Here is a 21,351-nt window from a genome sequence, read left to right as displayed (position 1 = left end):
AATCATAGAATCATGGGATGACTTAGCGCACGCCGGTATCCTGATGACGTAGACCACAGAAGAAAGCGAGCAGGACCTTGGCGCTGTCGGCCACTCGCCGCACCCCGCTCTCCGACCAGGTGATCGCCCAGCTGCGGGCGCAGATCACCTCCGGCGAGTGGCCGGTGGGATCCCGCATCCCCACCGAAGCCGAGCTCGTCGACCAGCTCGGCGTCGCCCGCAACACCGTCCGCGAAGCCGTCCGCGCCCTCGCGCACAACGGGCTGCTCGACATCCGCCAGGGCTCCGGCACCTACGTCCTCGCCACCAGCGAGCTCGCCGGCGTCCTGCACCGCCGCTTCGCCGACGCCGACCAGGACCAGGTCGCCGAACTGCGCGCCACCCTGGAGACCTCCGCCGCCGGCTTCGCCGCCCTCCGCCGCACCGGCCGCGACCTCGAACTCCTCGACGCCGCCCTGGCCCGCCGCGACGCCGCCTGGCACGCCGGCGTCCCCGAGGACTTCATCCAGGCCGACGCCGCCTTCCACCAGGCCGTGGTCGCCGCCGCCCACAACGACGTCCTCGCCGCCGTCTACGCCGACCTCGGCGAGGTCCTGCGCGCCCACCTCCGCCACGACGTCGGCCCCGACCTGCTCCCCCACCGCTGGGTCCCGCACACCGCCATCCTCGACGCCGTCCGCGCCGGCGACCCCGACCGGGCCGCCGACGAGGCCGGCCGCGCCATCGGCTTCTGCAAGAAGAACCCCTGACGAAGGCCCCGTCCGGGGCCCGGGGAACCGCGGCCGGGGAGGGACGGCGGCCCGGGACGCGAACGGGCGCGGCCGTCCGGAGGACGGCCGCGCCCGTCGGCGGGGCGGCGCGGGGCGGAGCGCTCAGGCGCCGATCGCGTGCAGCCCGCCGTCCACGTGCACGATCTCGCCGGTGGTCTTCGGGAACCAGTCGCTGAGCAGCGCGACGACGCCGCGGCCGGCCGGCTCCGGGTCGCTGAGGTCCCACTTGAGCGGGGAGCGGGTGTCCCAGGTCGCGGCGAGGTCCGGGAAGCCGGGGATCGACTTCGCGGCCATCGACCCGATCGGGCCGGCCGAGACCAGGTTGCAGCGGATGTCGCGGGCGCCGAGGTAGCGGGCCAGGTACCGGTTGGTCGACTCCAGGGCGGCCTTCGCCGGGCCCATCCAGTCGTACTGCGGCCAGGCGAACTGCGCGTCGAAGGTCAGGCCGACCACCGAGCCGCCGTCCTGCATGAGCGGGAGCAGCGCGGTGGTGAGCGACTTGAACGAGTACGCGGAGACGTGCATCGCGGTGGCGACGGACTCCCACGGGGTTTCGAGGAAGTTGCCGCCGAGGGCGTCCTGCGGCGCGAAGCCGATGGAGTGGACGATGCCGTCGAGGGTGGGCAGGTGCTCGCGGACCTTGTCGGCGATGCCGGCCAGCTGCTCCGCGCTGGAGACGTCGAGCTCCAGGACCTGGACGGGCTTGGGGAGCTTCTTGGCGATGCGCTCGGTGAGGCTGGGGCGCGGGAAGGCGGTGAGGATGATCTCCGCGCCCTGCTCCTGGGCCAGCTTGGCGGTGTGGAACGCGATGGAGGACTCCATCAGCACACCGGTGATCAGGATGCGCTTGCCTTCGAGAATTCCAGTCATGGTCAGTGACCCATGCCCAATCCGCCGTCCACGGGAATGACGGCTCCGGTGATGTACGCGGCCTCGTCGGAGGCCAGGAACCGCACGGCCGAGGCGATCTCGGCGGGGGCGGCGTAGCGGTTCAGCGGGACGCCGGAGACGATCTCCTTGCGTCGCTCCTCGCTGAGCACGGCGGTCATGTCGGTGTCCACGAAGCCGGGCGCCACCACGTTGACGGTGATGCTGCGCGAGCCGAGTTCGCGGGCGAGCGAGCGGGCGAAGCCGACCAGGCCGGCCTTGGAGGCGGCGTAGTTGACCTGTCCGGCGGAGCCGCTGAGGCCGACCACGGAGGAGATCAGGACGACCCGGCCCTTGCGGGCGCGGAGCATCTTGGCGGCGGCGCGCTTCACGACCCGGAAGGTGCCGGTGAGGTTGGTGTCCAGGACGGAGGTGAACTCGTCCTCGGACATGCGCAGCAGCAGGGTGTCCTTGGTGATGCCGGCGTTGGCGACCAGCACCTCGACCGGGCCGTGGGCGGCCTCGATCTCGGTGAAGGCGGCGTCGACCTGCTCCGTGTCGGTGATGTCGGCGCGGACGGCGAGGACGCCGTACTTGGCGAGTTCCTCCGGGACCTCGCCGTTGCGGCTGGTGATGGCGACCTTGTCGCCCGCCTCGGCGAAGCTCTGGGCGATGGCCAGGCCGATGCCCCGGTTACCTCCGGTGACCAGTACCGAGCGGCTCAAGGTTCCACCTTTCTGTCGTTGTGCGCGCGCAGCCGCGCCCGCAGTCCACCAGCGACGCTATCGGTAGGGTGCGAGCCGGGGCGAAGCGGCCTCCGACAGGGGCGTCCGGCGAGTTCTGTCGCCTTCCCACAACGGGGGCGTTCCCAGGGGGGCGGGGAACGCCGCGCCGTCGGCGGGCGTTGCCCCGGAGGTGTTCCGGAGAGTCCGGGGCGCCGATTCGAGGCGAGCCGATCGGAGCGGACGCGATGAGTGGTGCACACCCGGGCCTGAGGGCCCGTCGACGGCTGGCGGCCGCGGCGGCGCTGGTGCTGGCGGGCGCGGCGGCGTGGGCGCTGCGCGAGGTGCCGGCCCAGTTCGGGCGCCGGCCGGACGCGTCGGACCCGCGGCTGCGGGCGTCCCCGCAGTACCGGGACGGGGTGTTCCACAACGCGCCGTCCGAGGTGTCGGCGGGGGCTCCCGGCCGGCCGGACGGCGCGACGCTGCGCCGGATGCTGTTCGAGAAGGAGGGCCGGGTGCCGGCCGGGCCGGTGCCGCTGGCGGTGCCCGAGGTGGCGGGCGAGGCGTCCCGGGGCGTCGCGGTGACCTGGTTCGGGCACGCCTCGGCGCTGCTGGAGCTGGACGGCTGCCGGGTGCTGGTGGACCCGATCTGGTCGGAGCGCTGCTCGCCCTCGCAGCTGACGGGTCCGAAGCGGCTGCACCCGGTGCCGGTGGAGCTGGCCGAGCTGCCCCAGGTCGACGCGGTGCTGATCTCGCACGACCACTACGACCACCTGGACATGGCGACGGTGCGCCGGCTGGTGGAGCTGCAGTCGGCGCCGTTCGCGGTGCCGCTGGGCATCGGCGGGCACCTGCGCCGCTGGGGCGTGCCGGAGCACCGGATCATCGAGCTGGACTGGGACGAGACGTGCACGCTCGGCGAGTTGACGCTGACGCTGACCGCCGCGCACCACTTCTCCGGCCGCAGCCTGGCCCGGAACACCACGCTGTGGGGTTCCTGGGTGGTGGCCGGCCCGGAGCGGAAGGTGTTCTTCACCGGTGACTCGGGCTACTTCGAGGGCTTCGCCCGGATCGGCGAGCAGCACGGCCCGTTCGACGCGGCGCTGATGGCGATCGGCGCGTACGACGCGGCCTGGGCGGACATCCACCTGAACCCGGAGGAGGCGGTGCGGGCGCACCTGGAGCTGCGCGGCGGGCTGCTGCTGCCGATCCACTGGTGCACCTTCAACCTGGCGCCGCACCGCTGGGCGGAGCCGGTGGAGCGGCTGCTGGCGGAGGCGAAGCAGCAGGGCGTGCCGGTGGCGGTGCCGCGTCCGGGGCAGCGGGTGGAGACCGCCAACCCGCCGGAGCCGGACGGCTGGTGGGAGGTCCTCGGGTGACCGTCGGCTGACGGGGCGTCAGTGCGGCGCGGTGGATATTTGCTGGCCGAACGCCGTGCGGGCGGGGATGATGCGAGCGGGTGCGCCCTCGGCCGGGGGCGGCCCGACGCGTCGTGACCCTCGACGTGACCCTCGACCCAGGGAGCCCGATGCCCCCCTCCGCGCTGGACCCTCAGTTCCTCTCCTACCCGTTGCGCCCGCTGGCGGACGCGGCCCTGTCGCGGGCCCGGCGGCTGGGCGTCTCGCACGCCGACTTCCGCCTGGAGCGGGTCCGTTCGGCGTCCTGGCGGCTGCGGGACGCCCGGCCGGCCGGCTCGTCGGACACGGTGCAGCTGGGCTTCGCCGTCCGCGTCCTGCTGGACGGCGCCTGGGGGTTCGCGGCGGGGGTCGACCTGACGCCGGCGGCGGCCGAGGCGGTGGCCGAGCAGGCGGTGGCGGTGGCCCGGCTGTCGGGCGGGATCAGCCGCGCGGCGGGCTCGGACGAGCGGGTGGAGCTGGCCCCCGAGCCGGTGTACCCGGCCGCCGAGTGGGTCTCCGCGTACGAGGTGAACCCGTTCGACGTGCCGGACGCGGAGAAGACCGGCCTGCTGGCCGACTGGTCGTCCCGGCTGCTGGCCGCCGACGGCGTGTCGCACGTGTCGGCGGCGGTGCTGACGGTGCAGGAGAACAAGTTCTACGCGGACACCGCGGGCACCGTGACCACCCAGCAGCGGGTGCGGCTGCACCCCTGGCTGGAGGCCACCAGCGTGGACGAGCGGACGGGCGCGTTCGACTCGATGCGCACCATCGCGCCGCCGGCCGGCCGCGGCTGGGAGTACCTGCGCGGCACGGGCTGGGACTGGGACGCCGAACTGGCCGAGCTGCCCGAGCTGCTGGCGCAGAAGATGCGGGCGCCGAGCGTCGCCGCGGGCCGCTACGACCTGGTGGTCGACCCGTCCAACCTGTGGCTGACCATCCACGAGTCGATCGGCCACGCCACCGAGCTGGACCGCGCGCTGGGCTACGAGGCGGCCTACGCGGGCACCTCGTTCGCCACCTTCGACCGGCTGGGCAGCCTGAGGTACGGCTCGGAGCTGATGCACGTCACGGGCGACCGGACGGCCGAGCACGGCCTGGCCACCATCGGCTACGACGACGAGGGCGTGGCCACCCAGTCCTGGGACCTGATCCGCGACGGCGTCCTGGTCGGGTACCAACTCGACCGCCCGATGGCCCAGTTGAAGGGCTTCGGCCGTTCCAACGGCTGCGCCTACGCGGACTCCCCGGCGCACGTGCCGGTGCAGCGGATGGCCAACGTCTCGCTCCGCCCGGCCGCCGGCGGACCGGACACCGCGGGCCTGGTCTCCCAGGTGGAGAACGGGCTGTACATCGTCGGCGACCGCTCCTGGTCGATCGACATGCAGCGGTACAACTTCCAGTTCACCGGCCAGCGCGCCTACGCCATCCGCAACGGCGAACTCGCGGGCCAGGTCAAGGACTTCGCCTACCAGGCCACCACCACCGACTTCTGGGGCTCGATGAGCGCCGTCGGCGGCCCGCAGACGTACGTGCTCGGCGGGGCCTTCAACTGCGGCAAGGCCCAGCCGGGCCAGGTCGCCGCGGTCAGCCACGGCTGCCCGTCCGCGCTGTTCCGCCAGGTCAACGTCCTCAACACCCAGCAGGAGGCGGGTCACTGATGTCCCTCACGCACCCCCACGAGCTGGTGGAACGCGCCCTCGAACTCTCCCGCGCCGACGGCTGCGTGGTGATCGCCGACGAGGAGTCCGCCGCCAACCTGCGCTGGGCCGGCAACGGCCTGACCACCAACGGGGTCAGCCGCGGCCGCCGGCTCACCGTGGTCTCCACCGTGGCCGGCGCCACCGGCACCGCCTCCGGCGTGGTCGCCCAGGAGGCCGTCACGCTCGACGAGGTCGAGCGGCTGGTGCGCGCCGCCGAGGCCGCCGCCCGGGCCGCCGAGCCCGCCGAGGACGCCCAGCCGCTGATCGGGGGCCGGGCGGCCGACCCGCGCTTCACCGAGGCCCCGGAGACCACCGACATCGGCGTGTTCACCGCCTTCGCCCCGGCCCTCGGCGAGGCCTTCGCCCGGGCCCGCGCGTGCGGCGAGCTGCTGTACGGCTTCGCCCGGCACGAGCGCACCACCTCCTACCTGGGCAGCTCCACCGGCCTGCGGCTGCGGCACGACCAGCCCACCGGCACCGTCGAGCTGAACGCCAAGACCGCCGACCTGTCCGGCTCCGCCTGGGCCGGCGCCGCGACCCGGGACTTCACCGACGTCGACGTCACCGCCCTGCACGCCGACCTGAGCCGCCGCCTCGGCTGGGGCCGCAAGCGGATCGACCTGCCGGCCGGCCGGTACGAGACGCTGCTGCCGCCCTCGGCCGTCGCCGACCTGATGGTCTACCTCTCGTGGTCGGCCGGCGCGCGGGACGCGGTGGAGGGCCGCTCGGTCTTCTCCAGGACGGGAGGGGGCACCCGGATCGGCGAGCGGCTCAGCCCGCTGCCGCTGACCCTGCGCTCCGACCCGGCCGAGCCCGGCCTGCAGGCCGCGCCGTTCGTCCTGGCGCACTCCTCCGGCGAGAACGACTCGGTGTTCGACAACGGCTCCCCGCTGGCCGCCACCGACTGGCTGCGCGACGGCCGGCTCGCCCACCTGCTGACCACCCGGCACTCGGCGGCCCTGGCCGGCCTGCCGCTCACCCCGCCGGTCGACAACCTGGTGCTGGAGACCTCCGCCCCGGGCGCGCCGACGCTGGAGGAGATGGTCGCCCGCACCGAACGCGGCCTGCTGCTCACCTGCCTCTGGTACATCCGCGAGGTCGACCCGGCCACCCTGCTGCTCACCGGCCTCACCCGGGACGGCGTCTACCTGGTCGAGAACGGCGAGGTGGTCGGTGCCGTCAACAACTTCCGCTTCAACGAGTCCCCGGTCGACCTGCTCAGCCGGATCACCGAAGTGGGCCGCACCGAGCGCTGCCTGCCCCGTGAGTGGGGCGACTGGTTCACCCGGGCGGCGATGCCGCCGGTCCGGGTGCCGGACTTCAACATGAGCTCGGTCAGTCAGGCCTCCTGACCGGCCGGAGACCCCTGGGGGGACCCCGATGGACGAGAAACGCACCGTCAGGACGTCGAAGCTGCTCTCCCGCGTCCTGCGCCACGACCCGGGCGCCGTCGGGGTCACCCTGGACGGGGCGGGCTGGGTGGAGGTCGACGCCCTGCTCGCCGCCCTGGCCCGGCACGGCCGCCCGCTGAGCCGCGCCGAGCTGGACCACGTCGTGGCGACCAACAACAAGCGCCGCTTCGCCTACTCCGAGGACGGCCGCTCGATCCGCGCCAGCCAGGGCCACACGGTCGAGGTCGACCTCGGCCTGCCCGCCACCACCCCGCCCGACGTGCTCTTCCACGGCACCGCCGAGCGGACGCTGCGGTACGTCCTGGCCGAGGGCCTGCGCCCGATGAGCCGGCGTGACGTGCACCTCTCCGCCGACACCGAGACGGCCGTCAGGGTCGGCTCCCGGCACGGCCGCCCGGTCGTGCTCGCGGTCGACGCGGCGGCGATGGCCCGGGACGGGCACGAGTTCCGGGTGTCCGCGAACGGCGTCTGGCTCACTGACGCCGTCCCCGTCGAGTACCTGCGCCGCACGCCCTGAACGCCCGCCGCGCGCCGACCGGACCCGGGTGGGTCCGATCGGCGTCAGCGGGGTTACCGTGGTCGACCGTGGGGGCCGCGAACCGACCCGAGGATTGGATGGGGACGACATGCCCAAGAACGCGGACGACGGCCAGGTCTTCCGGATCACCGGGGCCCGCAGCAGCCTGACCGAGGACGTCCGGGGGCGCCAGCGCCGGTACGTCGTCTCGATGCTGGTCCGCACCGCCTGCGTGCTGCTCGCGGTGATCCTCTGGGACGTCCAGCGCTGGCTCGCCTTCGCGGCGCTGGCCGGCGGCATCCTGCTGCCCTACTTCGCCGTGCTGATCGCCAACGCGGGCCGCGAGCGCGCCCCCGGCCTGCCCTCGACCTTCGCCTTCGCGCCGGACACCCCGCTGATGCTCGGCCCGGGCGGCAAGGGCGGCGGCGGCGCGGCCGCCGCCGGGGCCGGGACCACCGCGAACGGCGAGAACCGGCCACAGAGCTGAGAATCCCTCAACCCTCGCGCCCGGTATGTCCGTTCATACGGTGGTATGACCGTCGGAAAGCTCAGACGATCCTCAAATTCATCACCGGACAGGCCCACCCAGGCCCCCTCCGCCGTGCCATACTTCCTTAGCGCTCCGCATCCCCCGTCGGAGCGACAGACCGACGCCGGGCAGCTCCCCCCGTGGCTGCCCGGCGTCGTCATGCCCGGGCATAGGATCGGTCCCCATGGACACCGCGCACCCCCTCTTCGGCACCCCCTCCGGCCCCGGCGGCCCCGCCGGCCCCCCGAAGTGCTCCGCCAAGGGCTGCCGCGAGCTCGCCGCCTGGTCCCTGCTGTGGAACAACCCCAAGCTGCACACCCCCGAGCGCCGCAAGACCTGGCTCGCCTGCGACGCCCACCGCGACGGCCTCAGCCAGTTCCTCGCCGTCCGCGGCTTCCTCAAGGAGACCGAACCCTTCCCCGGGCCCGTCCCGGAGTAACGCCGGACGCCGCCCCGCCCGCGCAGTAGCGTCGGTCCCGAGCGATCGGCACGAGACACCGCTGGGGGGGCAGCCATGACGAGCACACCGAGGGGGATGTCCCGCGCCGAGGCCCTGCGGCGGCGCGGCGCGGCGCGGTTCGTCGGGCGCCGCGCGGAGGTCTCCCGGTTCGTCGAGGCCCTGGAGCGCGGCCCCGACCCGGACGGGGACTTCCTGTTCCACGTCCGCGGCGTCGGCGGGATCGGCAAGTCCACCCTGCTCGCCCAGTGGCGGCAGGCCGCCCACCGGCTCGGCGCCCGGACCGCCCTGATCGACGAGAACGACGTCCAGGGCGTCGACACCGCGCTCGCCGCCCTCGCCGCCCGGCTCGACGGACCGGGCGCCCCGTTCCGGGAGTTCGAGCGGGCGCTGGAACAGCACCGCCGGGCCCGGGACGCCTTCGCCGCCCCCGAGGTCCCCGCCCAGGGCGCCGACCGGCTGTTCGGCGCGATGCGCCGCCGACCGGGCGGCGAGAGCGAACTCGCCGCCCTCGGCCGGGCCTTCGTCACCGGCCTCGGCCGCCTGGGCGAACAGCGGACCGCCCCCTGGACCGTGCTCCTCCTGGACACCTGGGAGATCACCGGCCGGCACCTCGACGGCTGGCTGCGCGACCTGCTCACCGGCGCCCACGGCGACCTCCCGCTCGACGTGGTCGTCGTGCTGGCCGGCCGCGACGAGCTCGCCGAACGCGACTGGACCGAGCTGCGCCCCGCCGTGGTGGACCTCCCGCTCGACGCCTTCACCGAGCAGGAGGCCCGCGACCTGCTGGCGAGCCGCGACGTGCACGCCGACGCCGTGGACGCCATCGTCCGGATGTCCCTCGGCCTGCCGCTGCTGCTCGCCCTGCTGGCCGGCACCCGGCCCGACTCCGCCGAGGACGTCGCCGACGCCGGGACGGACGCCGTCGACGAGGCCGTCCGGCGCTTCCTGCGCTGGATCCCCGAACCCGAGCTGCGCGAGACCGTCCTCGCCGCCGCCCTGCCGCCCCGGCTCGACCCCGAGCTGTTCCGGCTCGCCGTCGGCGACCCGTCCGCCACCGGCTGGGACTGGCTGCTCGACCAGCCCTTCGTCACCAACCGCCAGTACCACGCGGTCGTCCGCGCCAGCCTGCTGCGCCACCGCCGCGACCACTCCCCCCGCGAGTGGCGGGCCGGCCACGCCAGGCTGGCCCGGCACCACGCCGAGGCCCGCGAGGCCCGCGAGGCCGAACTCCCCGCCGACGGCTGGAGCGGCGACGCCCCGCGCCGCCGCCACCTGCTCGACGAGACCTACCACCTGCTCTGCCTCGACCCCGCCGACCACCTCCCCGCCGCGCTCGACCACCTCGCCGAGGCGGTCGGCCGCCACCCCGACACCCTCCCGTCCTGGACCCGCGTCCTCGACCTGGCCGCGCACGGCACCGACGACCCCGGCCTGCTGCACTGGGCCACCCTGCTGCGCTCCGTCGCCGACGACCCGGCCGCCGCCACCACCCTCCTCACCGCGCTGTCCGCCCCCGGCCTGCCGTCCTACGTCCGGGGCCAGGCCCTGACCTGGCTGGGCGCACGGGAGCACGACCTGCTCGACGACCCGCACGAGGCGCTGGCCCTGCTCGACCGGGCGGTGCTGCTCGCCCCCCGCTCGGCGCAGGCCTGGTTCCAACGGGCCCGGGTGCACGGCAGGCTCGACCGGCCCGAGCGGCAGCTGTCCGACCTGGACGCGTCGATCGCCCTCGACCCGTCCGCCTCCGAGGCCGTCCTGCACCGCGCGCTGTGCCACGCCCTGGCGGGTCGGCCGGCCCCGGCGGCGGCCGACTGCGGCACGGCGCACGTGCTCGACCCGGACGACTGGCGGCCGCTGGCCCTGCGGGGCGACGTCCGGCGGCAGCAGGGCCGGCTGCCCGAGGCCCTCGCGGACCTCTCCACGGCGCTCGCCCTCGATCCGGAGCAGGGGACGACCCACTTCTTCCGGGCGATGACGCACCGTGACGCGAACCGGCTGCCCGAAGCCCTGGCCGACTTCGCGGCGGGGCACGACCTGGACCCCCACCACGTCGAGGCCCGCTACGAGCACGCCGGGACGCTCCGCCTGGCCGGACGTCCGGACGAGGCGGTGGCGCAGTACACCGCCGCCCTGGACGTCGAACCCGGGAACACCACCGTGCTGACCGGCCGCGGCGCGGCCCACCGGGAGGCGGGACGGCTGGAGCGGGCCCTGGCCGACCTCGACGCCGCCCTCGCCCTCGACCCCGACGAGGCGTGGCCGCAGTACGAACGCGGCGAGACCCTCCGCCTGGCCGGACGGCCCGACGAGGCCGCGGCCGCCTACACCGCCGTCCTGGACGCCGACCCCCGCTCCCCCCTCGCACTGGCCGGCCGCGGCGCGGCCCACCGGCAGGCGGGACGGTGGGACGAGTCGATCGCCGATCTGGACGCCGCGCTGCGCCTCGTCCCCGGTGACAGCTGGGCGCTGACCGAACGCGCCACCACCCGCACCGAGGCCGGTCACCTCACCGGGGCGATCACCGACTACACCGAAGCCCTCTCCCCGGACCCGGCCTCCGTCCCGGCGCTCGCCGGGCGCGGCAAGGCGCACCGGCTGCTGGGCGACCCGGAGCGGGCCCTGGCCGACCTCGACGCCGCGCTCGCCCTCGACCCCGACCACGCCTGGACGCTGTACGAACGGCACCTCGCCCACCAGCTCGCCGACCGCCCCGACCGGTCCCTCCACGACCTCGACCGGGTCCTCGCCCTCGACCCCGGCCACCTGGCGGCCCGCTACGACCGGGCCCGCCTGCACCGGCTCGCCGACCGCCCGGACGCGGCCCTCGCCGACCTCGACCCGCTCCTCGCCGCCGATCCGGCGCACACCGCCGCCCGCGGCGAGCGGGTCACGGCGCACCTCCTCACCGGTCGGCCGGACCTCGCGCTGGCCGACCTGGACGTGCTGCTGGCCGCCGACCCGACCGACGTCGAGGCCCTCCGGGCCCGCGGCCTGACCCACCTGCTGGCCGGCCGGCCGGACGACGCCTCGGCCGGTTTCGACGCCGCGCTCGCCGTCGCCCCCGCCGACTCCGAGTCCCTGCGCTACCGGGCGCTGACCGCCCAGCTGGCCGGCCGCCCGGACGACGCCGTGGCCGATCTGCGCACGGCCGTCGGCGCCGATCCGTCGAACCTCGCCGCCCGCGTCGACCTGGTCGCGTTCCTCCGCCTCCGGGGCGACCCGGCGGCGGCCCGGGCGGCCCTGCGGGAGGCCGCCGCCCTGGATCCGACCGACGTCGACCTGCTGCTGGGGGAGGCCGTCCAGCAGCTGTACGAGGTCGGCTGGCCGGGGGCCGCGGCCGCCTGGGAGGCGTTCACGGCGGCCCTCGCGGCCGAGGAGCCGCCGGACCGGGTCACCCGGGCGTTCCGGACCCTGCTGCTCGGCCTCCTGACCACGGAGGCCGAGGTCGCTCCCCTGGTGGCCGGCCTCCGCGCCGACGGGGGTGCCGGGCTGTTCCTCGTCCTGCTCCGCCCGCACCTGGCGGAGCTCGCCGCCCTCGACTGGCCGGTGGCCCCCCGGGTCGCGGCCGCCCTCGCGCTGTTCCCCTGACGGGCCGGGCTCAGCCGCCGATCGCCGACATCGGCCGCTCCGGCTGGTGGAACTCCGGCTGGTCGATGCCCGCGCCGGCCTTCTTGCCCCACATCGCCGCCCGCCACAGCTCGGCCAGCTCGGCGTCGCTCGCGCCGGAGCGCAGGGCGCCGCGCAGGTCGGTCTCGCCGGTGGCGAACAGGCAGTTGCGGACCTGCCCGTCGGCGGTGAGCCGGGTGCGGTCGCAGGCGCGGCAGAACGGCCGGGTGACCGAGGCGATGACGCCGACGGTCGCGGGTCCGCCGTCGACCAGCCAGCGTTCGGCGGGGGCGGCGCCCCGGGCGGCGGACGGTTCCGGGGTCAGCTCGAAGCGGGTGCGCAGCAGTGCGAGGATCTCCTCGGCGGTGACCATCCGGCTCCGGTCCCAGCCGTGCTGCGCGTCCAGCGGCATCTGTTCGATGAAGCGCAGCTGGTAGCGGTGTTCGATCGCCCAGGCCAGCAGGTCGGCGGCCTCGTGGTCGTTGACGCCGCGCATCAGGACCGCGTTGAGCTTGACCGGCCGCAGGCCGGCGGCTTCGGCGGCGGCGAGGCCGTCGAGGACGTCCTGGTGCCGGCGGCGGCGGGTGAGGCGGGCGAAGGTGTCGGGGTCGAGGGTGTCGAGCGAGACGTTGACCCGGTCGACGCCGGCGTCGCGCAGCGCGGGCGCGATCCGGGCGAGGCCGATGCCGTTGGTGGTGAGCGAGACCTCCGGCCGGGGGTCGAGCGCGGCGCAGGCCGCGATGATGCCGACCAGTCCGGGCCGGAGCAGCGGTTCGCCGCCGGTGAAGCGGACCTCGCGGACGCCGAGCGTGCCGACGGCGAGGGCGACCAGGCGGACGATCTCCTCGTCGGTGAGCAGGTCGGGCTTGCCGAGCCAGTCGAGGCCCTCTTCGGGCATGCAGTAGGTGCAGCGCAGGTTGCACCGGTCGGTGAGCGAGACCCGCAGGTCGACCGCCTGCCGGCCGTAGGTGTCGAGGAGCATCCGGCGCCCGCCTCCCTGGAGGTCGAAGAAAACAGAACCGGCCCGGCCACCGTACGGCGGCCGGGCCAGCTTAGCGCCGCCCCCGGACGGATCCGGGGCGCGGACCGGTCGGCGGGCGGCTCAGTGCGCGCCCAGGCCGGTGAGCGAGCGGACCTCGAGTTCGGCGTACTTCGCCGGGTCGGCCTTGTCCCGGGCGAGGTAGGTGCCGATCACGCCGGCCAGGAAGCCGACCGGGATGGAGACCAGGCCGGGGTTCTCCAGCGGGAACCAGGAGAAGTCGCTGTGCGGGAAGAGCGAGGTCTTGGAGTTGCCGGAGACCACCGGCGAGAAGACCACCAGGGCGACCGAGGTGACCAGGCCCGCGTAGGTGGAGGCGACCGCGCCGGTGGTGTTGAACCGCTTCCAGAACAGCGAGTACAGCAGGGTGGGCAGGTTGGCGGAGGCGGCGACGGCGAAGGCCAGCGCGACCAGCGCGGCGGCGTTCAGCTTGTCGGCGAAGATCGACAGCAGGATGGCGACCGCGCCGATCGCGACGGCGGCGAGCTTGGCGCTGGCCACCTCCTCCTTCTCGGTGGCCTTGCCGCGCCGGATCACGTTCGCGTACAGGTCGTGGGCGAAGGAGGACGAGGAGGCCAGGGTGAGTCCGGCGACCACGGCCAGGATGGTGGCGAAGGCGACCGCGGAGATCACCGCGAGCAGCACCGCGCCGCCGGTGGTGCCGGCGCCGCCGCCGAGGTGCTCGGCGAGCAGGGGAGCGGCGGTGTTGCCGGACTTGTCGGCGGCGAGCGCCTTGCGGCCGACCAGGGCGGCGGCGCCGAAGCCGAGGGCGAGGGTCATCAGGTAGAAGACGCCGATGATGCCGATCGACCAGAGCACCGACTTCCGGGCGGTGCGCGCGGTGGGCACGGTGTAGAAGCGCACCAGGATGTGCGGCAGCGCGGCGGTGCCGAGCACCAGGGCGATGCCGAGGCTGAGGAAGTTGAGCTTGGTGGTGCCGCTGACGCCGTACTTGAGGCCCGGTTGCAGGAACTTGTCGCCGCTGCCGCTGGCCTTGGCGGCGGCGCCGAGCAGTTCGGACAGGTTGAAGTGGAACTTGGCGAGCACCAGGACGGTCATCAGCCCGGCGCCGGCGATCAGCAGCACGGCCTTGATGATCTGCACCCAGGTGGTGCCCTTCATGCCGCCGACGACGACGTACAGCACCATCAGCGCGCCGACCGCGATGATGGTCCAGCGCTTGGCGGCGTCGCTCTGCGCGCCGAGCAGCAGCGCGACCAGCGAGCCGGCGCCGACCATCTGCGCCAGCAGGTAGAAGATCGACACCACGATGGTGGAGATGCCGGCCGCGGTGCGGACCGGGCGCTGGCGCATCCGGAAGGCCAGCACGTCGGCCATGGTGTAGCGGCCGGAGTTGCGCAGCGGTTCGGCGACCAGCAGCAGGGCGACCAGCCAGGCGACCAGGAAGCCGATGGAGTAGAGGAAGCCGTCGTAGCCGGTGAGCGCGATGGCGCCGGTGATGCCGAGGAAGGACGCGGCGGACATGTAGTCGCCGGAGATCGCCAGGCCGTTCTGGAAGCCGGTGAAGCTCCGGCCGCCGGCGTAGAAGTCGGAGGCGTCCCGGGTGCTGCGGCCGGCCCACAGGGTGATGCCGAGGGTGGTCAGGACGAACACCCCGAACAGCGACATGATCAGGGTGCGGTGGTCGCTCGCGGAGGTGGCCAGCTGGGTCATTCGGCGGCCTCCTCGGCCACGGCGGTGTGGTCGGCGGCCTGCGCGGGCAGCGTGGCGTCGGCGCGGCCGCGGATGACGGCGGCGCGCGGGTCGAGCTGCCGGTCGGCGAACCGGGCGTACCAGGCGGCGATGGCGAAGGTGCTGACGAACTGCAGGATGCCGAGCACCAGCGCGAGGTTGACGTTGCCGACGACCTTGGTGCTCATGAAGCCGGGGGCGTAGCAGCTGAGCAGGACGTACAGCAGGTACCAGAGGACGAATCCGGCCGTGACCGGGAATGCGAAGTTCCGGAAGGAGCTGCGGAGTTGCCGGAACTCCTGGGATTCCTCGATACGTTGGAACGATTCGGGGACTGGCTCGGGCGGGGGTGCCACGCGGGGTCTCCTGACGTCTTCGGTGCGACGGACGATCAGATGGACGTGAGTGACGTCACATTGGGTGCGCTGCATGGTAGATCGAGGAGCGGGTGCCGAGAAGCTCCCCCACGCGATGTGGCCGAAAAGTGACCGGAACACGCCACCGGGGCGGCCGCTTTGCGGCCACCCCGGTGCGATGATCATTCAATTATCCCTGCTCATGGGGCGGTTGGCGGCCCCGCGGGCCTCCGGTCAGAACGCGATCCGCACCTTCAGCGCCGTCCGCTCGTCCATCGCCCGGTAGCCCTCCGGCACCCCGTCCAGGCCCACCGTCCGGTCGAACACCGCACCCGGGTCGATCGCGCCGGAGAGCACGTCGGGCAGCAGCTCGGGGATGTACGCCCGGGCCGGGGCGACGCCGCCGACCAGCCGCACGTTCCGGTCGAACATCCGGCCGATGTCCACGCCCGCGCTGCCGCCGTGCGGCACGCCCACGTAGCCGACCGCGCCGCCGTCCCTGGCGATCGCGATCGCGGTGCGCATCGACTCCTCGGTGCCGACCGCCTCCAGCACCGCGTGCGCGCCCCGGCCGCCGGTCAGCTCGCGGACCGCCTCGACGGCCGCCTCGCCGCGCTCGGGCACCACGTCGGTGGCGCCGAACGAGCGGGCGATCGCGGTACGGCCCCCGTGCCGGCCGAGCGCGACGATCCGGCCCGCGCCGAGCCGCCGCGCGGCCAGCACGCCGCACAGCCCGACCGCGCCGTCGCCGACCACCGCGACCGTCGCGCCGGGCCGCACGCCCGCCGAGACCGCCGCGTGGTGCCCGGTCGCCATCACGTCGGACAGCGCCAACAGCCCGGGCAGCAGCTTCTCGTCGCCGGCCGCCTCCTTGGGCAGCTTCACCAGCGTCCCGTCGGCGAACGGCACCCGGACGGCCTCGCCCTGCCCGCCGTCCGACCCCGGGGTGCCCCAGAACCCGCCGTGCGGGCAGGAGGTCTGCAGGCCCTCGCGGCAGTACTCGCACACGCCGTCCGACCAGACGAACGGGGCCACCACCAGGTCGCCGACCGCGAAGCCGCGCACCTCGGCGCCCGCCTCCTCGACGAAGCCGAGGAACTCGTGCCCGATCCGCTGCCCGGGCTTGCGCTTGGCGACGCCCCGGTAGGCCCACAGGTCGCTGCCGCAGATGCAGGCGTTCAGCACCCGCACCACCACGTCGGTGGGGCGCTCGATCCGCGGGTCGGGCACCTCCTCGATCCGGATGTCCTGGGGGCCGTGGATCACGGTGGCGCGCATGAGGGAAGTCCTTCGTCGTACGGGTGCCGCGGGCGTCCGCGCCCGCGCTCCCCACTGTAAGCCGACGTCCGGAACCGGCGGCTCCGCCCGCGCCCCGTGCCGGGCCGCCCGCCGCTCCCCGTAAAGTGGTGCGTTATGTACGCGCCATTCCCGACCTCGCCGCTCCCGGCACCGCGCACCGGCCCCGGCGGGGACGCCGGGCGCGGGTTCGCCGTGGTCGACGTGGAGACCACCGGTCTCGGCCGCTCCGACCGGGTCATCTCGGCGGGCGTCTACCAGCTCGACCCGGACGGCGAGATCACCGACCACTGGTACACCCTGGTGAACCCCGAGCGGGACCCGGGCCCGGTCTGGATCCACGGCCTGACCAGCGAGACCCTGGCGGGCGCGCCGACCTTCCCGGAGGTCGCCGCCGAGTTCGCCGAGCGGCTGCGCGACCGGGTGCTGGTCGCCCACAACGCGCTGTTCGACTGGAACATGATCTCCCGCGAGTTCTCCCGGGCCGGTCTGCGCGCCCCGGTCGAGCAGCGGCTGTGCACCATGGTGCTGGCCCGCGACCTGCGGCTGCCGCTGCCCAACGGCAAGCTCTCCTCGCTGGCCGCGCACTTCGGCGTGCACCAGCGCCGGGCGCACCACGCGCTGGACGACGCCCGGGTGCTCGCCGAGGTGTTCCGGCCCTCGCTGGAGCTGGCCCGCAGCGGCGGCGTCCCGCTGCCGCTGACCGCCTGCGTCGCGGTCACCGACCTGGGCGAGGAGGCCGGTGCGGGACCGGCCGCGGGACCGGCCCGCGGCTCGTGGAGCTCCTCGTACCGCCCCGGCCGCAAACGCCCGGCCTGCCCGTACCCGAACCCGGGCCGCTGGGCGGACGGCTCACCGCTGGTGCAGGGCATGCGGGTGGCGATCACCGGCGACACCGCCACCGACCGCGAGCTGCTGGAGGACCGCGCCACCGAGGCCGGCCTGCACATCGCCTCCTCGGTGAGCCGGCTCACCAGCCTGCTGGTCACCAACGAGCCGACCTCGTGGAGCGGCAAGGCCCGCAAGGCCCGCGAGTACGGCACCCCGGTGGTGGGCGAGGACGCGTTCCTGCAGCTGCTGCGCGAGGTCGCGCCGCACCCCGGTGCCTGAGGGCCCGGTAAGGGGGGTTAGCGTGCCGGGTGTGTACCGATTCCTGCTGTCCGCGCGCTGGGCGGTCCTCCTGCTGGTGGCCGCGGTCCTGGTGCCGACCATGATCAAGCTGGGCTTCTGGCAGTACCACCGGCACGAGGCACGGGTGGCCCGCAACGACCTGGTGGCCCGCAACCTGGGCAGCGCGCCGGTCGCCTTCGACTCGCTCTCCTCCCCCGGCTGGTCCGTCCCGGGCGGTGAGGTGTGGCGCACGGTGACCGCCACCGGCAGCTACGACACCGCGCACGAGGTGGTCGTCCGGGGCCGCACCGAGCCGGGCGGCTCGACCATCGGCTACTTCGTGGTGACCCCGCTGGTGCTCGCCGACGGCAGGGGCTCGGTGCTGGTCAACCGGGGCTGGGTGGAGTCCGCGGCGGACGCCGCCAGCGTCCCGGACGTCCCGGCCCCGCCGTCCGGCGAGGTGACCGTCACCGGTCGGCTGCGCGCCGACGAGACGTACGCCTCGCTGGGCGTGCGGAACCGCGGCGGCCTGCCGGAGCGGATGGTCAAGGTGATCAACACCGCCGAGCAGGCGAAGTACGCGGGCACCACCGTGCTCGGCGGCTACCTGGAGCTGGCCTCCTCGCAGCCCGCCGCCGGCCCCTCCCCCGTGCCGCTGGCCGAGCCGGGCCACTCCGACATCGGCCCGCACATGGCGTACGCGGTCCAGTGGTGGCTGTTCACCGCGCTGATCCCGGTCGGCCTGGTGGTGATGGCCCGCCGCGAGGCCAAGCAGCCCGCCGCCGACCGGGCGCCCTCCGGGGAGCCGGTCGGCGCGGCCGGCTGAGCGGCGCTACCAGCCGAGCGGCGGCGGGTCGAACGACTGCTCGGCCCAGATCGTCTTGCCGCCCCGGGTGTAGCGGCTGCCCCAGCGCTCGGTCAGCTGGGCGACCAGGTACAGGCCGCGGCCGCCCTCGTCGGTGAGCCGGGCCCGGCGCATCCGCGGCTGGGTGGCGCTGGGGTCGGAGACCTCGCAGGTCAGCACCGAGGAGCGGATCAGCCGCACCATCACCGGCCCGCCCGCGTACCGGATCGCGTTGGTGACCAGTTCGCTGAGCACCAGCTCGGTGGTGAACACCAGCTGGTCCAGCCCCCACTCCTCCAGCGTCCGGGTGGCGGCCTCGCGGACCCCGGCGACGGCGGCCGGGTCGGCGTCGATGGTCCAGACGGCGGTGTCGGCGGGCGGCACCGGGTGCAGCCGGGCCAGCAGCAGCGTGACGTCGTCGCTCAGCCCGGCGGTGGACATCTCCGCGACGATCGCCCGGCCGGCCGCGGCCAGGTCGCCGCCGAGGTCGGCCTCGCCGAGCCGGGCGGCGAGCTGGGCCATGCCCTCGTCGAGGTCGCCGCCGTTGCCGCCCTCGATCAGCCCGTCGGTGTACAGCGCCAGCACGCTGCCGCCGCGCAGCGCGCACTCGACGGCCTCGAACGGCAGCCCGCCGACGCCGAGCGGCGGGCCGGGGTTGACCGGCAGGTACTCGACCCGCCCGTCGGGGTGCACCACGGCGGGCGGCGGGTGCCCGGCGCTGGCGGCCTGGCAGATCCCGGAGACCGGGTCGTAGACGGCGTACACGCAGGTCGCCCCGGAGGGGTCGGCGACGCCGCGCTCGCGCTCCTCCTCGCTGCCCTCGACGACCAGCTGGGAGACCAGGTCGTCGAGGTGGACGAGCAGCTCGTCGGGTTCCAGGTCGAGGTCGGCGAGGGTGCGCACGGCGGTGCGCAGCCGGCCCATGGTGGCGCTGGCCTGCAGGCCGTGGCCGACCACGTCGCCGGCCACCAGGGCGACCCGGGCCCCGGAGAGCGGGATCACGTCGAACCAGTCGCCGCCGACGCCGGTCGCGGTGTCGGTGGGCCGGTAGACGCTGGCGGTGGTGGCGGCGGGCACGGCGGTCTCGGCGGGCGGCAGCAGCGAGCGCTGGAGCCCGACGGCGGCCCGGTGCTCGCGGGTGTAGCGGCGGGCGTTGTCCAGGGCGAGCGCGGCCCGGGCGGCGATCTCCCGGAGCAGTTCGAGGTCCTCGCCCTCGTACGGGCCCTGGGCCTCGTCGCGGCGGACGGTGATCCGGCCGAGCGGGCCGCCGCGGGCGTGCAGCGGGGCGCTCATCGCGGGCGGTCCGGTGGTGGCGGCGGCCGGGCGGCCGAGCTGTTCGCGGCCGAGCGGGCCGAGCGGGCGGCCGTCGGGCCCGGGCGGCCCGGCGGTGGCGGTGCGGCGGACGGTGAGCAGGCCGTCGGCGCCGGGGGCGGGTTCGTCGCCGGTGAAGACGGCTTCGGCGATGTCCACCTCGGCGCGGTCGCCGAGGGCGGGCACCAGCACGCCGGCCAGGTCCTCGGCGGTGCCGACCACGGAGAGCGAGCCGCCGACGGCGGCGGTGGCCCGGTGCAGCACGTCGGCGCGCCGCCGGTAGCGGTGCAGCTCGGTGACGTCGCCGAACAGCGCGGCCACGCCGATCAGCGTCCCGTCGGGGGCCTGCAGCCGGAAGGCCTGGATCTCCATCACCACCACGGGCCCGGGGTCGTCCAGGGTCTGGATCGGCAGCTCGGCACGCACCACCGGCTCCCCGGTGGCGATCACGCTCCGCAGCACCTCCTCGGCGGCGGCGGCGTCCTGCGGCTGCAGGAAGTCGCCGAGCCGGTGCCCGCCCAGGTCGGCGGGCAGGCCGGTGTACGGGAGCAGGTGGGTGTTGGTGCGCAGCAGCCGCAGGTCGGTGTCGAAGAAGGCCAGGCCGATCCGGTCCTGCAGGAACAGCTCGCGGGTGAACGCCTCGTCCTGGCGCCGCCGGGCGACGGTGCCGGCCGGGGTGGCCAGCACCAGGGCGCGGACCTCGCCGTGCTCGCCGGAGAGCGGCAGCACCTGGTAGGAGACCTCCAGCGGGGTGCCGTCGCCGGTGCGCAGGCGCACCCCGCCGGCCCGCCGGCCGAGCGCGCGGGCGTCGGCCGCGCGGTCGGCCAGCAGTTCGCGGGCGGGTCGGCCGGCGACCTGGTCGGCCGACAGGCCGAGCAGCTGCTCGGCGGCGGTGGTCCAGCCCACGACGCGTCCGTCGCCGTCGACCAGGGCCGCCGCGACGCCGTCGATGTTCGGCAACCGCCGACTGTCCATGCGCTGCACCTCGGGTGGGTGGTCCGGTCCCCCCATCTTCGGACGGTTCCGGGCCGCGCGCCATCGACACCCGGTCGGCGCACACCCATTGACGCCCTGTAATGGTCTAGTCCACATTGGCCGTGCACATGACCTGAACCGCTCTCTTCCCCCACTCCGGAGCGACCTCATGCCCCACCGCACCCACCGCGGCGCCGCCGCGGCCGGCGCCCTCGCCCTGGGCTCCGCCGTCCTCGCCCTGCTGCCCGCGCAGGCCGGCGCCGCCACCGAACTCCTCGGCAACGGCGGCTTCGAGTCGGCCGCGCTCTCCCCCTGGAGCTGCGCCGGCACCGCCGCCACCAGCACCTCCGCCCCGCACTCCGGCACCGCCGCGCTGAGCGCCGTCCCGGGCGCCGGCGACCTCGCCCCCTGCTCCCAGGACGTCACCGTCCAGCCGAACACCGGCTACGCCCTGACCGCCTGGGTGAAGGGCTCGTACGTCACCCTCGCCGCCACCGGCACCGGCGTGTCCACCTCCACCTGGGCGAACGCCCCCGGCTGGACGCAGCTCACCCGCACCTTCACCACCGGCCCGACCACCACCCGGGTCACCGTCACGCTGAGCGGCTGGTACGGCAGCCCCTACCAGGCCGACGACGTCTCGCTGACCGCCCTCGGCGCCGTCCCGTCCTCGCCCCCGCCGTCCAGCACCCCGCCGTCCTCCTCGCCCCCGCCGTCCCCGGCGTCCCCCTCCCCAACCCCGACCCCG

17 protein-coding genes and 1 pseudogene are annotated in these 21,351 nt (G+C 75.0%); 11 read left to right on the top strand and 7 right to left on the bottom strand.

The annotated features are described in order from the left end of the window. Positions 1 to 77 precede the first annotated feature (77 nt). Positions 78 to 749: a FadR/GntR family transcriptional regulator gene (locus ACZ3J7_RS18685; RefSeq protein ID WP_465622089.1), complete on the top strand. Its 672-nt coding sequence runs from the start codon at positions 78 to 80 to the stop codon at positions 747 to 749. 123 nt (positions 750 to 872) lie between these two features. Here the strand turns inward: ACZ3J7_RS18685 and fabI are convergent, their stop codons facing one another. Then, positions 873 to 1,640 carry an enoyl-ACP reductase FabI gene (gene fabI, locus ACZ3J7_RS18680; protein ID WP_465622087.1) on the bottom strand — a complete coding sequence of 256 codons (768 nt, stop codon included), beginning with the start codon at positions 1,638 to 1,640 and terminating at the stop codon, positions 873 to 875. Between the two features lie 2 nt (positions 1,641 to 1,642). Further along, positions 1,643 to 2,362: a 3-oxoacyl-[acyl-carrier-protein] reductase gene (gene fabG / locus ACZ3J7_RS18675; RefSeq protein WP_465622085.1), complete on the bottom strand. Its 720-nt coding sequence runs from the start codon at positions 2,360 to 2,362 to the stop codon at positions 1,643 to 1,645. A 245-nt stretch (positions 2,363 to 2,607) separates the two neighbouring features. Between fabG and ACZ3J7_RS18670 the strand changes: the two genes are divergently transcribed. The 7 genes from ACZ3J7_RS18670 (at position 2,608) to ACZ3J7_RS18640 (ending at position 11,962) form a co-directional block, all read left to right on the top strand. Further along, positions 2,608 to 3,738: an MBL fold metallo-hydrolase gene (locus ACZ3J7_RS18670; protein WP_465622083.1), complete on the top strand. Its 1,131-nt coding sequence runs from the start codon at positions 2,608 to 2,610 to the stop codon at positions 3,736 to 3,738. Positions 3,739 to 3,887: 149 nt separating this feature from the next. Continuing rightward, positions 3,888 to 5,414 carry a TldD/PmbA family protein gene (locus ACZ3J7_RS18665; RefSeq protein WP_465622081.1) on the top strand — a complete coding sequence of 509 codons (1,527 nt, stop codon included), beginning with the start codon at positions 3,888 to 3,890 and terminating at the stop codon, positions 5,412 to 5,414. Beyond that, on the top strand, positions 5,414 to 6,808 hold the full coding sequence (locus tag ACZ3J7_RS18660; RefSeq protein ID WP_465622079.1) for a metallopeptidase TldD-related protein: 1,395 nt from the start codon (positions 5,414 to 5,416) through the stop codon (positions 6,806 to 6,808). Before ACZ3J7_RS18665 ends, ACZ3J7_RS18660 begins: the two co-directional genes overlap by 1 nt. Positions 6,809 to 6,836: 28 nt before the next feature. Next, a complete protein-coding gene (locus ACZ3J7_RS18655) occupies positions 6,837 to 7,385 on the top strand; it encodes an RNA 2'-phosphotransferase (RefSeq protein ID WP_465622077.1) in 549 nt (182 codons plus the stop codon). A gap of 109 nt (positions 7,386 to 7,494) precedes the next feature. Next, entirely contained in the window at positions 7,495 to 7,872 is a 378-nt protein-coding gene (locus tag ACZ3J7_RS18650; RefSeq protein WP_465622075.1) for a DUF3099 domain-containing protein, read from the top strand. Positions 7,873 to 8,098: 226 nt separating this feature from the next. Continuing rightward, entirely contained in the window at positions 8,099 to 8,353 is a 255-nt protein-coding gene (locus ACZ3J7_RS18645) for a hypothetical protein (RefSeq protein WP_465622073.1), read from the top strand. 96 nt (positions 8,354 to 8,449) lie between these two features. Further along, entirely contained in the window at positions 8,450 to 11,962 is a 3,513-nt protein-coding gene (locus tag ACZ3J7_RS18640) for a tetratricopeptide repeat protein (protein ID WP_465622070.1), read from the top strand. Between the two features lie 10 nt (positions 11,963 to 11,972). Here ACZ3J7_RS18640 and moaA read toward each other — a convergent pair whose 3' ends face one another. The 4 genes from moaA to ACZ3J7_RS18620 all read right to left on the bottom strand — a co-directional run bounded on the left by moaA (position 11,973) and on the right by ACZ3J7_RS18620 (position 16,345). Then, the gene (moaA, locus tag ACZ3J7_RS18635; protein WP_465622068.1) at positions 11,973 to 12,962 is read right to left on the bottom strand and encodes a GTP 3',8-cyclase MoaA; all 990 of its coding nucleotides are present in this window, start codon (positions 12,960 to 12,962) and stop codon (positions 11,973 to 11,975) included. Positions 12,963 to 13,082: 120 nt separating this feature from the next. Beyond that, positions 13,083 to 14,693, bottom strand: coding sequence for a solute symporter family protein (locus ACZ3J7_RS18630; RefSeq protein WP_465622066.1), 1,611 nt, complete (start codon positions 14,691 to 14,693; stop codon positions 13,083 to 13,085). Continuing rightward, a complete protein-coding gene (locus tag ACZ3J7_RS18625) occupies positions 14,690 to 15,067 on the bottom strand; it encodes a DUF485 domain-containing protein (protein ID WP_465622064.1) in 378 nt (125 codons plus the stop codon). Before ACZ3J7_RS18625 ends, ACZ3J7_RS18630 begins: the two co-directional genes overlap by 4 nt. A 234-nt stretch (positions 15,068 to 15,301) precedes the next feature. After that, the gene (locus ACZ3J7_RS18620; protein ID WP_465622062.1) at positions 15,302 to 16,345 is read right to left on the bottom strand and encodes a zinc-dependent alcohol dehydrogenase family protein; all 1,044 of its coding nucleotides are present in this window, start codon (positions 16,343 to 16,345) and stop codon (positions 15,302 to 15,304) included. Positions 16,346 to 16,480: 135 nt separating this feature from the next. Between ACZ3J7_RS18620 and ACZ3J7_RS18615 the strand changes: the two genes are divergently transcribed. Further along, on the top strand, positions 16,481 to 17,473 hold the full coding sequence (locus ACZ3J7_RS18615; RefSeq protein ID WP_465622060.1) for a DEDDh family exonuclease: 993 nt from the start codon (positions 16,481 to 16,483) through the stop codon (positions 17,471 to 17,473). Positions 17,474 to 17,504: 31 nt separating this feature from the next. Next, positions 17,505 to 18,299 carry an SURF1 family cytochrome oxidase biogenesis protein gene (locus ACZ3J7_RS18610; protein WP_465622058.1) on the top strand — a complete coding sequence of 265 codons (795 nt, stop codon included), beginning with the start codon at positions 17,505 to 17,507 and terminating at the stop codon, positions 18,297 to 18,299. A gap of 6 nt (positions 18,300 to 18,305) precedes the next feature. Here the strand turns inward: ACZ3J7_RS18610 and ACZ3J7_RS18605 are convergent, their stop codons facing one another. Beyond that, on the bottom strand, positions 18,306 to 20,603 hold the full coding sequence (locus ACZ3J7_RS18605) for a SpoIIE family protein phosphatase (RefSeq protein WP_465622056.1): 2,298 nt from the start codon (positions 20,601 to 20,603) through the stop codon (positions 18,306 to 18,308). On the opposite strand from ACZ3J7_RS18605, the pseudogene ACZ3J7_RS18600 reads away from it, so the two are divergent. Beyond that, positions 20,578 to 21,198, top strand: a pseudogene (locus tag ACZ3J7_RS18600) (carbohydrate binding domain-containing protein); the annotation flags it as partial. The gene ACZ3J7_RS18605 and the pseudogene ACZ3J7_RS18600 overlap by 26 nt on opposite strands. Positions 21,199 to 21,351 lie beyond the last annotated feature (153 nt).

The sequence above is a fragment of the Kitasatospora sp. NPDC015121 genome (assembly GCF_055562955.1).
The sequence above is the reverse complement of the archived record's forward strand: the minus strand, read 5'-3'. Positions and strand labels throughout refer to the sequence as shown.

What these genes read in the sequence shown, in the direction of transcription:
- ACZ3J7_RS18645 (WP_465622073.1), top strand. Translation starts at nt 8,099, where the DNA reads ATGGACACCGCGCACCCCCTCTTCGGCACCCCCTCCGGCCCCGGCGGC.
- ACZ3J7_RS18640 (WP_465622070.1), top strand. Translation starts at nt 8,450, where the DNA reads ATGTCCCGCGCCGAGGCCCTGCGGCGGCGCGGCGCGGCGCGGTTCGTC.
- fabI (WP_465622087.1), bottom strand. Translation starts at nt 1,640, where the DNA reads ATGACTGGAATTCTCGAAGGCAAGCGCATCCTGATCACCGGTGTGCTG.
- ACZ3J7_RS18655 (WP_465622077.1), top strand. Translation starts at nt 6,837, where the DNA reads ATGGACGAGAAACGCACCGTCAGGACGTCGAAGCTGCTCTCCCGCGTC.
- ACZ3J7_RS18660 (WP_465622079.1), top strand. Translation starts at nt 5,414, where the DNA reads ATGTCCCTCACGCACCCCCACGAGCTGGTGGAACGCGCCCTCGAACTC.
- moaA (WP_465622068.1), bottom strand. Translation starts at nt 12,962, where the DNA reads ATGCTCCTCGACACCTACGGCCGGCAGGCGGTCGACCTGCGGGTCTCG.
- ACZ3J7_RS18620 (WP_465622062.1), bottom strand. Translation starts at nt 16,345, where the DNA reads ATGCGCGCCACCGTGATCCACGGCCCCCAGGACATCCGGATCGAGGAG.
- ACZ3J7_RS18615 (WP_465622060.1), top strand. Translation starts at nt 16,481, where the DNA reads ATGTACGCGCCATTCCCGACCTCGCCGCTCCCGGCACCGCGCACCGGC.
- ACZ3J7_RS18650 (WP_465622075.1), top strand. Translation starts at nt 7,495, where the DNA reads ATGCCCAAGAACGCGGACGACGGCCAGGTCTTCCGGATCACCGGGGCC.
- ACZ3J7_RS18665 (WP_465622081.1), top strand. Translation starts at nt 3,888, where the DNA reads ATGCCCCCCTCCGCGCTGGACCCTCAGTTCCTCTCCTACCCGTTGCGC.
- ACZ3J7_RS18630 (WP_465622066.1), bottom strand. Translation starts at nt 14,693, where the DNA reads ATGACCCAGCTGGCCACCTCCGCGAGCGACCACCGCACCCTGATCATG.
- ACZ3J7_RS18605 (WP_465622056.1), bottom strand. Translation starts at nt 20,603, where the DNA reads ATGGACAGTCGGCGGTTGCCGAACATCGACGGCGTCGCGGCGGCCCTG.
- ACZ3J7_RS18670 (WP_465622083.1), top strand. Translation starts at nt 2,608, where the DNA reads ATGAGTGGTGCACACCCGGGCCTGAGGGCCCGTCGACGGCTGGCGGCC.